The 14,885-nt window shown below is 70.0% G+C and carries 13 protein-coding genes and 4 pseudogenes; 8 read left to right on the forward strand and 9 right to left on the reverse strand.

What is annotated here, in order from left to right:
• Window positions 1-54: 54 nt before the first annotated feature.
• The gene (locus BZZ08_RS03015) at window positions 55-891 is read right to left on the reverse strand and encodes an alpha/beta fold hydrolase (RefSeq protein ID WP_104630533.1); all 837 of its coding nucleotides are present in this window, start codon (window positions 889-891) and stop codon (window positions 55-57) included.
• 189 nt (window positions 892-1,080) lie between these two features.
• On the opposite strand from BZZ08_RS03015, the pseudogene BZZ08_RS03020 reads away from it, so the two are divergent.
• Both BZZ08_RS03020 and BZZ08_RS03025 read left to right on the forward strand, forming a co-directional pair.
• A pseudogene (locus BZZ08_RS03020) lies at window positions 1,081-1,849 on the forward strand (transposase).
• A 120-nt stretch (window positions 1,850-1,969) separates the two neighbouring features.
• Entirely contained in the window at window positions 1,970-2,332 is a 363-nt protein-coding gene (locus BZZ08_RS03025) for a VOC family protein (RefSeq protein WP_198601244.1), read from the forward strand.
• A 165-nt stretch (window positions 2,333-2,497) separates the two neighbouring features.
• Here the strand turns inward: BZZ08_RS03025 and BZZ08_RS03030 are convergent.
• The 7 genes and pseudogenes from BZZ08_RS03030 to BZZ08_RS03060 form a co-directional block, all read right to left on the reverse strand.
• Window positions 2,498-3,559 (reverse strand): annotated as a pseudogene (locus BZZ08_RS03030) (IS701 family transposase).
• Between the two features lie 143 nt (window positions 3,560-3,702).
• Entirely contained in the window at window positions 3,703-4,695 is a 993-nt protein-coding gene (locus tag BZZ08_RS03035; protein WP_104630535.1) for an aldo/keto reductase, read from the reverse strand.
• Between the two features lie 362 nt (window positions 4,696-5,057).
• Window positions 5,058-6,437 (reverse strand): sensor histidine kinase, encoded by a 1,380-nt coding sequence (locus tag BZZ08_RS03040; RefSeq protein WP_104630536.1) that lies wholly within the window; start codon window positions 6,435-6,437, stop codon window positions 5,058-5,060.
• Entirely contained in the window at window positions 6,434-7,096 is a 663-nt protein-coding gene (locus BZZ08_RS03045; RefSeq protein ID WP_104630537.1) for a response regulator transcription factor, read from the reverse strand. Before BZZ08_RS03045 ends, BZZ08_RS03040 begins: the two co-directional genes overlap by 4 nt.
• Before the next feature lie 66 nt (window positions 7,097-7,162).
• Window positions 7,163-7,837: a phosphatase PAP2 family protein gene (locus BZZ08_RS03050; RefSeq protein ID WP_198601245.1), complete on the reverse strand. Its 675-nt coding sequence runs from the start codon at window positions 7,835-7,837 to the stop codon at window positions 7,163-7,165.
• Window positions 7,834-8,442: a phosphatase PAP2 family protein gene (locus tag BZZ08_RS03055; protein WP_104630538.1), complete on the reverse strand. Its 609-nt coding sequence runs from the start codon at window positions 8,440-8,442 to the stop codon at window positions 7,834-7,836. Before BZZ08_RS03055 ends, BZZ08_RS03050 begins: the two co-directional genes overlap by 4 nt.
• Entirely contained in the window at window positions 8,439-9,107 is a 669-nt protein-coding gene (locus tag BZZ08_RS03060; protein ID WP_198601246.1) for a DedA family protein, read from the reverse strand. The genes BZZ08_RS03055 and BZZ08_RS03060 overlap by 4 nt, the downstream gene beginning before the upstream one ends.
• A 126-nt stretch (window positions 9,108-9,233) precedes the next feature.
• Between BZZ08_RS03060 and BZZ08_RS03065 the strand changes: the two genes are divergently transcribed.
• Together BZZ08_RS03065 and BZZ08_RS03070 are read left to right on the forward strand one after the other, a co-directional pair.
• Window positions 9,234-9,605 (forward strand): BlaI/MecI/CopY family transcriptional regulator, encoded by a 372-nt coding sequence (locus BZZ08_RS03065; protein ID WP_104630540.1) that lies wholly within the window; start codon window positions 9,234-9,236, stop codon window positions 9,603-9,605.
• Window positions 9,602-10,531, forward strand: coding sequence for a M48 family metalloprotease (locus BZZ08_RS03070; RefSeq protein ID WP_104630541.1), 930 nt, complete (start codon window positions 9,602-9,604; stop codon window positions 10,529-10,531). Before BZZ08_RS03065 ends, BZZ08_RS03070 begins: the two co-directional genes overlap by 4 nt.
• A gap of 317 nt (window positions 10,532-10,848) precedes the next feature.
• Here the strand turns inward: BZZ08_RS03070 and BZZ08_RS03075 are convergent, their stop codons facing one another.
• Window positions 10,849-11,934, reverse strand: coding sequence for a sodium-dependent transporter (locus BZZ08_RS03075; protein WP_241965347.1), 1,086 nt, complete (start codon window positions 11,932-11,934; stop codon window positions 10,849-10,851).
• A 155-nt stretch (window positions 11,935-12,089) separates the two neighbouring features.
• Between BZZ08_RS03075 and BZZ08_RS03080 the strand changes: the two are divergent.
• From BZZ08_RS03080 to BZZ08_RS03090, 4 genes and pseudogenes are all read left to right on the forward strand, one after another.
• Window positions 12,090-12,933: pseudogene (locus BZZ08_RS03080) on the forward strand (COG4705 family protein).
• A 192-nt stretch (window positions 12,934-13,125) separates the two neighbouring features.
• On the forward strand, window positions 13,126-13,374 hold the full coding sequence (locus tag BZZ08_RS03085; protein WP_104630543.1) for a glycosyltransferase: 249 nt from the start codon (window positions 13,126-13,128) through the stop codon (window positions 13,372-13,374).
• Window positions 13,296-13,581: pseudogene (locus tag BZZ08_RS39325) on the forward strand (telomere-protecting terminal protein Tpg); the annotation flags it as partial. The gene BZZ08_RS03085 and the pseudogene BZZ08_RS39325, both read left to right, overlap by 79 nt.
• A 346-nt stretch (window positions 13,582-13,927) precedes the next feature.
• A complete protein-coding gene (locus BZZ08_RS03090) occupies window positions 13,928-14,881 on the forward strand; it encodes an urea transporter (protein ID WP_104630544.1) in 954 nt (317 codons plus the stop codon).
• Window positions 14,882-14,885: the final 4 nt, after the last annotated feature.

Genomic DNA, 14,885 nt, shown 5'->3' on the forward strand with positions numbered 1-14,885 from the left:
GCTCCGAGTGTCAGGAGGGGTACCAACCGCCGCCGAACCGCTCGAACGACGAGCTCATCCCTTGATGAACTCGATGATCTGCGGGGCGATCTTCTTCGGAGCCATGACGACGGCGCCATGGTTGAGTCCGGGCAGAGTGCGGTGGTCGGCCTGCGGCAGGATCTCGGTGACGGCGAGGGCGGCGCGCTGGAACGCGGCCGGACTCTTGCCACCGGTCAGCACGCGGGTGGGTACGGCCACTCCTTTCCACTCCTCGGCTTCGAGCGGCTTGCCTTGCTGGGTATCGCCCATGACCGCGATGTCATAGGGCAGAGTGCTGGCCAGCTTGGTGAGGTTTGCCCATATCTTCGGCATGAGCTTCATGAAGAACACGGCGATGCCTGGCATGCCCTGCACCCTGGTCATGAAGTACTTGACCGCGTCGCTGTGCCGGCCCTCCGCAAGCAATGCGTTGATCTGCTGCGCGAGATCCTTGGGCGGTCCGTCGTCGCCTTCGCCGACCACGAACGGCGGTTCGTACAGAGCGAGGCGGTCGACGTTGACTCCGGCCGCGGCCGCGCGCAGGGCGAGGACCGCTCCGGAGGACGAGCCGAACAGCGACGCCGAACCGCCGACGTGTTCGACCAACGCGGCGATGTCTTCAATCTCGCGGTCGGGGGCGTATGTACCGGCGTCACCGCTGGCACCGCGGCCGCGCCGGTCGTAGTTGATCACAGTGAAGTGGTCGGCGAGGAGAGCCGCGAGTTTGGTCGTGTCCGAGCGGTCTGCCAGTGCCGAGGCAACCAGGACGACGGCTGGCCCGCGGCCCGACTGCTCGAAGGCGATCTCGGTGCCGTCGGCGGAGGCGACACGGGCCTCGGCTCCGGCCGACTGCTCTCGCGCTGTTGCCATGTTTGTCTCTCCGGTTCACGTAGGGGCCGTACTGCTGTGGGGTGCGTTGCTGCCCATGGGACCCCCGCAGTGCAGGAAACTCATCGGTGCGCCAGGCGTTCGGTGCCGAAGTCCTCGCATCTCGGAGAGAACGAACCTCACGCAGAATCGAGGGCATGGGGCGGCAGCGGCAACTGGGATGATCCAGTTGTGACTGGTGCGATTACGGCATCGCAGCCGTCCTGGATAGCCCCGTTCACCGGGCTGCGCCTGCGTTCCTTCGGGAAGCTGGTGACGGTTCTGCGGCGCGAGGGTACGGACGCCGTTGGTAGAGGGCGGCCGTGGAGCCTGCCTCTGCAGGACCGGACGCTGCTGGTCGCGGCTTACCGGCGAACGAACTTGACGATGCGGCAGCTCGACCTGATCTTCGGTGTGCCGAAGTCAGCCGCAGACCGGATCATCGACCATCTCGGGCCGATGATCGCGCTCCGGCCACGCATGCCTTTCGACAAGGGCACCGTACTGATCGGGGACGGGACGCTCGTGCCCACCCGAGACCACACCACCGCCGAGCGATCCAAGAACTATCGGTACTCCACCAACCACCAGGTGGTCATCGATGCCGACACTCGCCACGTCGTCTTGGTGGGCCGCCCAGTACCCGGCAACCGCAATGACTGCAAGGCATGGACGGAGTCAGGGGCCAAGGCTGCCGTTGGCACGACCATCACCATCGCCGACGACGGCTATCCGGGCACCGGACTCGTGATGCCTCACCGGCGCCGCGAAGCCGAGGAGCTGCCCGACTGCAAGGAGGCCCCACAACAAATCCCACAAGCAGGTCCGCGCCCGGGTCGAGCACGTCTTCACCCGCATGAAGAACTGGAAGATCCTCCGTGACTGCCGCCGCAAAGGCGATGGTGTCCACCACGCCATGCTCGGCATCGCCCGGCTGCACAACCTCAACCTCACCGGATAGATAGGCGGCCGGATTGATCGCCTCCCACGTTCCCGTCCGGCACAGATCATTTACGGGACAGCCCACAGGGCCTCTCATTTGGAACAAGTTGTTGGAGCGGTCCTCGGCTACAGTGCGAGCATGACGATCCGTCGCATCATGCCCAACGTCGTCACCCAGGACATCGAAGAGAGCCGAAGCTTCTACAGCGACTTCCTGGGCATGGACGTGCGCATGGACGAGCCCGGCTTCTTGATGTTGGCCTCGCCGGGTAACCCGACGGCGCAGATGACCGTGGTCTCCCCTGCCGCAGACTCATGGGACCCGCATACGGCCCATTCGACACTGGCGGTCGAAGTCGAGGACGTTGACGCCGCGTACGCCGCAGCCGAGCGCCAGGGGTACCAGGTGGTCTATCCCTTGACCACGGAACCATGGGGAATCCGACGCTTCTTTGTTCAGGCACCCGACGGAAGTGTCATCAACGTCCACAGTCACGTCTGAGGATGAAGCCTTGGGCAGACCAGAGGAAGACACCGGCGATGTGTAGTCCGGCCAGGTAGACGGTGGCGGTCTTCTCGTAGCGGGTGGCGATCCCACGCCACTGCTTCAGGCGACAGCGGTGATCCTTTGAAGACACCGCCTAGTACTCCAGTACGGTTTCGTGATCTATCCAGCGGGCTCGTCGGTGGCCCGTCGTCGGTAGGGGCCGCGGCGGGCTGTTGCCTGGTGGTGTCTGCGCCAGGTGGACCAGTGCAGCAACTTGGCCACTGACAGGGCCGGTGGGTGGAAGACGACGGCAAACAGGTGGCGGATCGCCGGGACGGTCGTCAGCGCGATGGGGTCCGGGCTGCGGGCGGGATGGTGCGGATCGGTGGGACGGTCGGGGGCTGCGTCAGCGGCGAGGGCGGTCAGGAAGGCCAGGGCGAGCATGGCGAGGGTGAACGTGCCGGTGCGAGGAGGACCAGTTGCGGATCTGGTAGTGGTCGAGTCCGACCTGGCCGTTGGCGGCCTGGAAGCATTCCTCCACGCTCCAGCGGATGCCGGCGACGCGGACCAGTTCGGCCAGGGGGCATCTGGGCGGGTGACCAGCACAGGTAGAAGGCGAGTTCGCCCGTGGTCCGGTTGCGGCGGGTGAGCAGGTGGCGGTGGCTGCCGGCGCCGATGTGGATCCAGGCCCAGTCGTAGTAACGCAGGCCTTTACCGCCGTCGAGCGCGGAAGCCGTCCTCTCACCGGCCAGGCGGGGCTTGGTGGCGAAGTCCACCCCGTCGGGTATCCCGGCAGCACGGCGGCGCTCGGGATCAGTGCACCAGGAGCGCTCGGGCAGGTAGAGCCGGCGGTCGATCAACGCCCGTCCCCGGCGGGTGGCGTAAGCGAGGAACACACCGACCTGGCTGTTCTCGATGCATCCGGCGGTGCCGGTGTACTGCCGTTGCACGCCCGCCGAGGCGGACCCCTTCTTCACGAAGCCCGTCTCGTCCACGACCAGGACACCGCCGTCGGTGTCGAGATGTTCGGCGGCGTAGGCGCGCAGGTAGTCGCGGACGGCATCGGCGTCCCAGCGGGCGCTGCATCGGCCCGGGCCGGGCGTGACCGGCTTGCTCGGCCAGCTGCCAGCAGTTCTTCTACTCAACGCCCGACAGCAGCCCGAGCAGATAAGCGCGGGCCGTCCTCCGTGACTCAACCAGCCCGAACCGGCCCGCGATCCGGGCCGTGACCCGGTCGAACATCGCCCACCAGCGGGCAGGGTCTACGCTATGGCTCGCGGCCACCGCACGATCTTCAGGAGTCCACACAACCCCCGATGATCAGGCAGTGGCCGTACCCGTTCCCGGCCGGGTCCGCGACAAGATCGTGAAGTCAGACTGGAGTCCTAACCCCGAGCGACCTCAGCGGTGTGCGCGGGGGTGTAGCGCTCGCCCGCCACCTGGTCGCTCAGCGGGTCCAGCGCGGCCAGCGCCTCGGCGTCCAGGGTGAGCTCCAGCGCGGCCGCGTTCTGCTCCAGCCGGGCCGGGCTGCGGGTGCCCGGAATGGTCGCCATCGCCACCCCGAGCCGGTCGGCCTGGGCGTACACCCAGGCCAGCGCCACCTGGGCCGGGGTGGCACCCAGCCGGTCGGCCACCTCGCGCACGGTCTGCGCGACCTTCTCGTTGGCCTCGCCCGCCTCGCCGGCGAAGCGGGGGTTGGTGCGCCGGAAGTCGTTCTGGCCCAGTGTGGAGCGGTCCAGGGTGCCGGTCAGGAACCCCCGCCCCAGCGGCGAGTACGGCACCAGCCCGACCCCCAGCTCGGCCATCACCGGGGTGACCGCCTCGACGTCGCGGGTCCACAGCGAGTACTCGCTCTGCACCGCGGTGATCGGGTGCACCGCGTGTGCACGGCGCAGCAGCTCGCCGTCCACTTCGGACAGGCCCAGATGGCGGACCTTGCCCGCCTCGACCAGCTCGGCCATCGCCCCGACGGTCTCCTCGATCTCCACGTCCTGGGGCGCGCGGTGGGCGTAGTACAGGTCGATCACCTCGACGCCCAGCCGCAGCAGCGAGGCGTCGCAGGAGCGCAGCACGTAGTCCCGGGCACCGCGGATGCGGCGTGCCCGGTCGCCGGCGCTGCGGTCGATGCCGAACTTGGTGGCCAGCTGCACCTGGTCCCGGCGGCCGTGGATGGCCCGGCCCACCAGCACCTCGTTGTGGCCGGTGCCGTAGGAGTCGGAGGTGTCCAGGAACGTGATGCCCAGTTCCAGGGCCCGGCCGATGGTGGCCAAGCCGCCGTCCCAGTCGGTGGCGCCATAGCTCTCGCTCATCCCCATGCACCCCAGGCCCATCGCGCTGACGGTGAGACCGGGCGAGCCGAGCGTGGTTTGGGTGATCATGCGCGGACACTCCTCCTGCCCGGCGGACCGGGCGGTACCTTGAGCACTGACGAACGCCTCGGACGCTAGGACTTGGAGTGCGCTCGAAGTCAAGCCGGAGGGCCGGCCCCCGCCAGCGGGTCAGGCGCGGCGGGAGCGGGTGAAGGGGGGCAGCGGTCCACCGGCAGCAGGTCGCCACAGGGCCCGGACACCGCGTATTTCCCGGCCGTCTTCACCAGCGGGTGCTGCGGCCCAGCGGCCGAACCCGTTCCCAGCAGGGTCAGAGAGAAGATCGCGAAGTCAGACTGGAGTACTGGCCCGCGCGGCCGCTCAGGGAGAGCGTCATGCCCGTTGGCACGCCGGATCGCCGGGCAGGCCTGCTGTCATCCGGCGGGCAGGCCGACCACGAACCGTGCTCCGGGGGTGTGCCCGGGGTCGTAGGTCACTTCGCCGCCGGCGGAGCGTGCAAGGCGTCGAGCCAGCGGCAGCCCCAGGCCCGCTCCGCCGTGTCCGTCGCAGGGCTCCGCGCGTCGACCGGGCTCGAAGAGCTGTCCGGCGAACGATGGCGGTACGCCGGGTCCGTTGTCGATGACCTCGACGCCTAGGCCGGCGGGGTCGGAGCAGGCGCGGACGGCGACGGTGGAGTGGGCGTAGCGGCAGGCGTTGGCGAGGAGCGGGCTGACGATGCGTTCGAGGAGGGCGGGCGGAACTCCCGCTACAAGCGGGGGGCCGTCGACGGTGACGGTCAAGTGGCCGGGCACGTCCAGGCTTTGGGTGAGACGGCGCAGGGTGGACAGCACCTCGACGGAGCCCGGAGCGGTGACTGTGCCGCCCCGGGCGTCATCCAGGAGAGTGTCGCAGATGGTACGCATGGACTCGGCGGCATCCGCGATGACCTTGTGGGCGGCCTGGGTCTGGTCGGCTGTGCGGGGGCGGGTCTGCCACCAGTCGAGTTCGGCGATGATCCGGCTCAGAGGTGTGCGCAGCTCGTGCGAGAGCTCGCCGGTGAGCTGCCGCTCGTGGCGCAGAATGGTGCGGATGCGGTCCAGTATGGCGTCCAACGACGTGCCCAGGCGGGCGAGTTCTGCCGGGTGGCGCCGCTGTCCGAAGCGTTCTTCGGAGGCGACGGCGCTCCACTGGGTGGCCTGGTCGGTCATCGTGCGGACGGGGCGCAGCGCGCGGCCGACCGCCAGGCGGGTCAGGGCGTAGGTGCAGGCGAGCAGCACGGCGTCCAGGACGAACGATCCCAGGAGCAGTGTGTCGGCCGAACTCCGGTAAGGGGAGAGGTCGAGTGCCGTGACCACCGTGGCGTCGCTCCTGTCTCCGGGCATCGGCTGCGAGCAGAGCCGGAAGGGGCCGTGAACGTCGGCGCTGACGCAGCGCTGCCCGCCGCGCCCGGCGAGTGCGTCGGCGACGCGGGTCACCGTGCCGGCGTTCGGCGGCTCTTCCAGCAGTCGCCGGTCGGCGTAGATCCAGACGTTCGCGTCGAGGAGTTCGTCGTGGGAGGTTTCCAGGACACGTACCGTCGTGCCACTGGTGTCGACGGTCGTTGCGACGGCGGCGGCGCGGGTGCGCAGTTCGTCGTCCGCCTGGTGCTGGAGGCGGTGCTGGGCCGCGGCGTTGAAGGCGACGGTGAGGACGAGCATCAGCAGCGCGGCCGATATGAGGGCCACGAGGGAGAGCCGTCCGCGCAGGGTGCGGGGTGCCAGACGGTGGAGGAGGGCGGTCGTGGCGCACCGCGGTCGGAGGTAGGCACCGCTCATGACAGACGGTGGCCGATGCCGCGGGCCGTGCTGATCGTCCGGTCGCTGCCTGCTTCGCGCAGCTTGCGGCGCAACCGGGTCAGATACTGGTCGAGAGTGTTGTCGTGGACCTGTGCCCCTTCGGGCCAGGCCGCCCGGACCAGCTCGCGGCGGCGCACGACGGCGCCCGGAGCGGCCATGAGCGCGGCCAGGAGGCGGAACTCGGTCGGCGTCAGATCGACCCGGTTGCCGCGGACGCCGACCGTGTGCCGGACGGCGTCCATGACCAGGTCTCCCGTCGTGACGACCGGCGTCGGCGCGGCCCGTTTGAGGGCTGCGCGCAGGCGGGCCGCGAGTTCGGCGAGGTGGAACGGCTTGGGAAGGTAGTCGTCGCCGCCGGCCGAGAACCCGGACAGCCGGTCGGTGAGCCGGTGATGGGCGGTCAGGAAGATGACGGGGGAGAGGAACCCGTTCGCCCGCATGGCCTGGCAGACGTCCCGCCCGTCGGCGTCGGGCAGCCCGATGTCGAGTACGACGGCGCAGACGTCGGCGGTGGCCAACCGCAGCGCGGTGGCGCCGTCCGGCGCCGGGACGGTGTCGAAGCACTCGTCACGCAGCCCGCGCACCAGCACGTCACGCAGGGCGTGATCGTCCTCGACGACCAGGATCGTCTGCCGCATGGTCCTCCCTCGGTTCGCGTGCCGTGTCCCTCCGGCTTCCGGCTGTGTCCTACGGCCGTTGGTCCGTCATGCCGTGCCCGCGTCCGTCGTGTACAGCGTCCAACGCCCGGGCAGCCAGTGAGTCACGGCGCCCAGGCACACGCCCAGCCAGCCCAGGGCGAACAGCCAGCCGCCCACGACGTCGGTGAACCAGTGCACCCCGAGGTAGACGCGGGTCAGCCCGACCAGCGCACCCCAACAGCCGATGACCAGAGCGAGCAGGGTCCTGCCACGCGGACCGCGCACGCAGACCGCGACGATCAGCAGCCCGGCGGCGAGGGCCGCCGTGGTGGTGTGACCGGACGGGAACGCCCATCCCGACGCGTGCGTGTCCCAGTCCGCCGGCAGTGGCCGTGGCCGGGCGACGAGGACCATCGTCCCGTACCGCAGGGCCTGGCCCGTCCCGAGACAGGCCAGACACAGCGCGACGGCGAGCGCGCGCTGCCGCCGCGTGCGTCCCGCGATGATTCCGGCGAGCGCGGCCAGCGAGTACGGGATGACACCCGTACCGGTGGCGGTCAGCCCGCGGGCGCATGCCACCACGACGTCCGGACGATGGTCGACGGACCACGTGAGAAGGCTCTGGTCCGCGAACAGCGGTCTGCCGTCGTGGCCCACGACGACCATGGTCAGCAGGCCGAACGCCGTCCATGCGCCGAGGCCGCAGCCGCCGGCCAGTGCGGCGGCGTTGCCGCGCTTCACGACGCCACCACCAGCAGCGGACGCAGAGGGGTGGCCGTGAGCCGCCCGGCCAGGGGCTCGGCCCATCTGCGCAGTGCGGATACGGCGAGCAGCACGGTGAGCGTGCCCACCACGGCTCCCGCGACCACGTCGTGGGGGTAGTGCACACCCACCCAGACGCGTGAAGCCGCCATCGCACCGGCCGCCACCGCGGCGACGCTGCCGAGCCGGCGGGAGACGAACAGCAGGGCGACGGCCGCGGCGGCGGCGATGGTCGCGTGGTTGCTGGGAAACGACCAGTCGCCGGGTGCCGGACACGCCTCCAGGGTGGTCACCCGCAGGTTCTGGCAGGGCCGGTCCTCACGCACCAGCAGCTTCAGCGCCGCATCGACTCCGTAGGCCGCAACCACGACGAACGGCGCCGCGAGCGCTGTCACCGATGCGGTGGCGCTCACCCGCCGGGCGCGCCACCAGCCGATGGTCATGAGCACCGCGAACAGGGCGAGCCCGTACGTCGACCACGCCGCCACGGTGTCGTTCAGCCAGGCGGGGGAGCGGCGGGCGAGATGCACCACGGCGGTGTAGGCCGAGCCGTCGATGGACGACCCGTCGAAGGCGGGGGTCATCCTCGCGCCTTCTTGGCCTTCGCCGACCGGTGCGAGCGGTAGACCTCGGAGGCGAGCGGAATCAGGGACAGGGCCACGATCACCGCGACCGTCGGCAACAGGTACCGGTCCACGTTCGGGACGGAGGAGCCCAGCGCATAGCCCGCCAGCGTGAGACCCAGGCTCCACACCAGCCCGCCGGTGACCTGCCAGAGGGTGAAGGTCCGTACCGGCACCCGCAGGGCGCCCGCCATCGGGTTCAGGACCGTGCGTACCACCGGAACGAAGCGGGCCAGCACGATCGCCTTTGCCTGCCCGTAGCGTTCCAGGAGATCCTCGGCGCGTTTGGCTCCGTCGTGCAGGCGGGGCGAGCGGCTGTGGGCGAGCAGGGCGCCCCCTGCTCTTCGGCCCAGGAGGTATCCGCACTGCGAGCCCGCCAGCGCCCCCGCCGCCGCGGCGACCAGGAGGGGGCCGAGGGACAGCTTCAGGCCGTGGTCGCCGGTGCCGGTGCACAGCAGGCCGGCCGTGAACAGCAGCGAGTCACCCGGCAGGAAGAAGCCGATCAGCAGTCCGGTCTCGGCGAACAGCACCATACCCACGCCCAGCACGCCGAAAGCGGACAGCAGCGAGCGTGCGTCCAGCACATTGACGGCGAGCTGCGACGATAGGTGCATGGCTGTGGTCATCGTCGAGGGCCCCTTCATCGTTCGTCTGCACCGTCGGATGGGCCCAACGGAGGCAACCGGCACGTGACTACAATCCTGTAGACGGTCTACTGCACTGTAGACGATGGCGGAGTGAGGAACGTTCCCATGACCGACGCGAAGGACGAGAGGCGGCCGGCCGGTGAGCTCGAAGCCGCCGTCATGGCCGCACTGTGGGCCGCCGGGGTCCCGCTCACGGCCGGGCGGCTGCAGAACGAACTCGGCTTCGGCCTGGCCCGCACGACGGTGGCGACGATACTGACCCGTCTGCACGAGAAGGGCGTCGTCAGCCGCGAGCGGCAGGGGCGCGGCTTCGCCTACTTCCCCGTGCAGGACGCTCCCGGCCTGACCGCCCGGCGGATGCACACCGAACTCGACCGGGACGACGACCGGGAGACGGTCCTGGCCCGCTTCGTCGCCCAGCTCAACCCGGGCGACGAGCGGGTCCTGCGTCAGCTCCTGGACGGTGACGAGCGATGACCGCTGTGCTGTTCGTACCGCTGATCCTTACCTTCCTCGCGCCGGCGCTGGCCCGGCGGACCCTCGACCGTCTCTCGCCCGCCACCGCGCTGTGGGTCCTGACCGCCTCGGCCCTGGCGCTGGCGGGAGCCTGCGTCGCCGCCCTCGGAGCACTGGTCCTGACCGGACTGCTCAAGCTTCCCGCCTTCGCCGCCCTCGGCGAACTCGTCCACCCCCTGCGCACGGCCTCCGACTACGTCGTCGTTCCCGCGGCGACGGCCGCCACCGGAGTACTCGCCCTCGGTGGCCTTACCCTCACGCGCTCGGCCTTCCGGCAGGCTCGCGCCTTCCGCACCGCCCGGAGGCAGGCCGACCGCCGCCCGGCCGCGGGTGACCTGTGCGTCGTCGACTCGCCCCAAGCGGACGCCTACGCCCTGCCCGGACGGCCGCACCGCGTCGTCGCCACCACCGCGATGCTGCGCAGTCTGAGTCCGGCCGAGCGCGAGGCGCTCTTCGCCCATGAGCGTGCCCACAACAGGGCCGGCCACCACTACTTTCTCGCCGCCGCCGAACTCGCCGCCCACTGCCACCCGGCCCTGCGTCGAGCGCGCGCCGTCATCCGGCTCGCGGCCGAGCGGGCCGCCGACGAGGCCGCCGCCACCGCCGTCGGGGACCGGCGTCTGATCGCCACCGCCGTCGCCCGCGCCGCCCTTGCCGCTCACGCGTCCCCCTCCACCCGCCCGGACTTCGCCCCCGCGGCGACGACCGGCCCGGTTCCGCAACGGGTCGCCGCCCTCCTCGGCCCCGCCGGGGGACGCCCGAGAACCCCGCGCACCGCCGCGTTCCTGCTCGTGGTCTGCACGCTCCTGTCCGTCGCCGCCGGAACGGTCGGCGTCGTCGACTTCCATCACGAGGTCGAGATCGCCCAGGGCGAGGACAGCCCCTGACCAACGCGGTCCCGGGCGGCGCGGTCGCCGAGATCCTCGCTGTGCTGTTGGACAGCCCGCGTTGACGGGCGCGGCGCCGTCCGCCTCACGGTGCGGGACCTTGGGGGGCGCCCTCGACCGCGGGTCCAGCGGTGGCGGCCTGGGCGAGGGGATCGGCCCCGCCCTCGTCCGCGACCTGGCCGTCTCTCCGGCAGGCAGGCTCTTTCTGGCGGCCGTCCGTCCGACCACGTTCACCATGCTGGTGCCGGGTCCCACGGGACGAGACCGGAGACGGCAGCGGCCGAGACGCCGGTACGGCCGGTCGGCGTGAGTGACCGCTACGGCACCGTGGGGGAGGCGGGCCGAAGTCGGGTGACGACCCGGCTGGCGGCCGTCTTCTGCAGTAACCCGTAGGCGAGGACCGGCAGCAGCAGATGGGGCTTGTCGGGCAGCGAGGTCGTGATCAATACGGCGCTCGCGCTGCTGTTGCTCATGCCGCAGGCCAGGGTCAGCGACGAGGCCGCGGAGGCATCCAGCCGCAGGACCCAGGCGGCCGTCCGGCCGAGCGCGAAGGACAGCAGGCACACGAGGGCGGCCACGGCGAGTGCGGCGGCGAACAGCAGCGGGCGCGGTCGGGCGAGGAAGGAGCCGAGGGCGCCGCTGGCGTTGACGTAGGTCAGCAGCAGTGAGCCGGCCATCGCCAACGGCATCACGGCCCTCAGGAGGCCGTCGCGTCGCGCCGGCGGCAGCACGAACGGGCACAGCAGACCCGCGGCGCAGGGCAGGACGACGGTGGCGAGGGTGAATCCGCTGTCGACGGAGCGACCCGTGTCGGTGAGCGTGTGGGCGTAGCCGCCGCTGAGCAGCGGTGCCAGCGCTGTCAGCAGAAGCGGTGTGGTGAGAGGGCTGAGCAGGGTGGAGGCGAGGACGAGTCCCACCATGGTCGGCTGGTCGCCGTCACCCTTGGTGGTCCATACGGTGGCGCCAGCAGCCACGGGCATGGCCACGACGAGGATCATCGCGGTGAGCAGTCCGCTGCCGCCGTCAGTGTCGGAGGTGCGACGCAGGAGCAACGCGACGAACGGCATGATCAGCAGCGGAAGAGCCAGATGCAGTGTGAGCCCGGCCAGCAGTGCCTTGGGATACCGCAGCACGCGCCCCAGCCCGCGCAAGGGCACCTGGAGCCCGGCTGAGAACAGCACCAGGGACAGCAGGAACGAGGCGGTGCGCAGCGTCAGGTGGGCCGGACCGGCCGGCAGCACCGTGTGCGGGCGGCGCAGCCACAGACCGGGTCCTGGCAAAAGCAGAGCGGCGGCGTAGGAGAGGAGGACGGCGCGGCCGAGCCGACGGCGCAGCCAGTTCGTCGCGCGGTCGAGGGGGATTGGCGGACGGGCGGAGGATTCACGGCGGCCTTCTTCCGTCACAGGGGCTGGGGCTGAGGCGGGAAAGGAGGCCGCTATGCGCGGGCGGAACAGGTGGAGGTACATGAGGTCATCGTGCTGGGACGGCAGACGTTGCGGTGGCGATCGCCGCGCGCAGTCAGGCTGCGTTCAGGTAACCGCTGGCAGCGCCGTGCCTCATGACCCCTGAACTGTCCGAAACACTGAAAGCCGCACGGGACATCGGCGGTCCCTCCCGGCACGCACATCGCCCCAGCCTGAACAAGGTCCCGAAGTCACCGCCTACTTCTGGATCATCAAGGTCCTGTGCACGACGGTTGGTGAGACCGCGGCCGATCTGCTCAACGAGAAGGCGGGCCTGGGTCTGACCGGCGTGTCGGTGCTCATGAGTGCATTGCTCGCGATCGTCCTGGTCCTGCAGTTCCGCACCACCGCCTACCGCGCGGGCGTGTACTGGCTCGCCATTGCCCTGATCAGCGTCGTCGGCACGCTGATCAGCGACAACCTGACCGACAACATGGGCGCGCCACTGGAGACGAGCACCACGGTGTTCGCAATCCTCCTCGCGGTCGTGTTCGTCGTCTGGTACCGGCGGGAGCGGACCCTGTCCGTTCACAGCATCGACACCACCAGCCGTGAGTCGTTCTACCGGCTGGCATGGCCGTGCTGTTCACGTTCGCCCTCGGCACCGCTGCCGGCGACCTGGTCTCCGAGCGCATGGACCTCGGCTACTGGTTGTCCGCCGTCCTGTTCGCCCTGGCCATCGCAGCCATGGCGGTCGCCCATGTCGCCCTCGGTCTGGACGCGGTGTGGAGCTTTTGGATCGCCTACATCCTGACCCGCCCACTGGGCGCCTCGATTGGCGACTACCTCTCGCAGCCGACCGGCCACTGCGGTCTCGGCTTCGGCACCGTCGTCACGAGCGGCCTCTTCCTGGCGGTCATCCTCGGCCTGGTGGTGTACCTGTCGGTGACCCGCAAGGATGTCGCGGATACCGGTCGCGTCGCGCGGCAGGCGGCCTGAACGCTGTCGCCTTCAAGGGGACCGGCGCCCTTCGGCGCCCTCACCTAACGGGAGCGCCGCAGCCCTACTACCTCGCCTACGCACTGTTGGTATCGAGATCACCGAGCTGGTACGAAGCCGCAGCTCAGGACACGAACCGCTACTGAAGTACCAACTCCCGCGCGCTGTCGCGCGCGAACTCGCCGTAGCTCCATGAGGTCTCGTGATGCGGCCAAACGGTGTCTTAACGAGGCTGCCGCTATTGAGAAGTTCCACTCGGCCGTCCGGAACGTGGTGGCACCGTCCGACATCGACTACAAGATCTGTTATGTGGATGACGGCAGTACTGACCGTACACCGGACATGATTAGGCAACTTGCCGCATCACCATCGACACCCGCGCCCGCATGGGCCATGTCGCACCGATCGGTCCGACGGATGAGGACCGCATCCGGCGTCTGACTGCCGCCCTGTCCTCGCAGTGCGGCCCGCCTCTGCGAGGCTCAAGAGGCCGACGCTAGCGACCAGCGACTCCAGGGGATCGCTGCCGAAGGGCTCAAGGAGGTGAACTTCCGGGACGGCGGCCGCTGTGGGGGCTCTCGGGAGGAGGACGGGTTCACGGACACCGAGGATCCGAAGTTCGGCCTACGGCGGCAGCGACCTGAATAGTCCGAGAGACCCGAATGCGACTGCATGCTCGACTCGGCAAGCCGGTGCTCGACCGGGATTTCTGAGTGCTTGAGGAAGCTCTCCGTATCTTGGTCGAATTTTCGCCACGGAAATGTCAAAGGCTGCCCAAGGATGTTCGATGAGGGTCAAGGCGTCGGCATCTCGACACACCTCCGCACGCTTGTGATCGGCAGGTATCTCTGTGAGTGCCCACTCGGTCACCAGTCGTCACCGAGCCTTTGGCGGTCCTGGCGAGCGTAAGCTTCAACAAGTTGTTGACCAATCGCCAATTCCCCCGAAGTCATGGGGTGTTGGCGGATTTGACGTGTCGCCACCAGGGAGAGGCATGCCTACTGCAGGGGCGGCGGCGCAGCCCGGACGCTGGGCTGCCGCCGACGCGGCGCGGATACAGCTGCGAGGCATTGCGCAGGTCGCCCTCAGCGCCAGCCCGTGGACCGGTTTGCTGTTCACCGTGGCACTGTTCACGAACGGCTGGCGTATCGGCCTGTACGGCCTGCTCGGCGCGGCGGCGTCCACCGTGGCCGCGTCCGTGCTGGGCGCTGACCGGGACGGTCTGGCCAGAGGGCTGGAGGGCTACTGCGGTTGCCTGACCGCCATCTCCGTCGTCGTCCGGCTCGGTGCCTCATGGCGCACCGCGCTGCTCGCCGTCCTCGCCGGAGCGGTCTGCGCGGTGGTGGGAGCGGCGGCCGGCCACCTGCTGGGCCGGATCGGCCTGCCCGTCCTGACGGCCCCGTTCTGCCTGGTTGCCGGAGTGCTGCAGATCGCCCTGACGACCGCCCCGGCCGCCACCGCGCCGACGGTCGACGGCGACGGGATCACTCGTCTGTCGGGCCTCGAACTCGGCCGCGCCTTCTGCAACAACTTCGGTCAGATCTTCTTCCTCGACAAGTGGTACGCGGGCCTGATCCTGCTGGCCGGGCTGCTCGTCGCTTCCCGGGTCGCCGCCGTGGCCGCGGCCTGCGGCAGCGTGGTCGCGATCGTGACCGCCTGTGCCATGGGCCTGCCCGCCGACCTGATCAGCGCGGGGGTGTACGGCTACAACGCGGTACTCGTCGCCATCGCGCTGGCGGCCACCTTCTTGCCCCTCACGCCGTGGACCGCGGGATTCGCCGCGCTCGCCGTCCTCTCCTCGGTTCCCTTCACGGCTGCCTGGCAGGCATTCGCCCAGCCTTCCGGCGGCTCCCCCTTCACCTGGCCGTTCGTCGTGACGACCTGGCTCTTCCTGGCCGCCGCTCCAGCCTTGCACCGGCCGGGCATCTCGTTCGAGAAAGCGAAGTGACGCC

It is taken from the genome of Streptomyces sp. MH60 (assembly GCF_002939385.1).
Classification (GTDB): Bacteria; Actinomycetota; Actinomycetes; order Streptomycetales; family Streptomycetaceae; genus Streptomyces.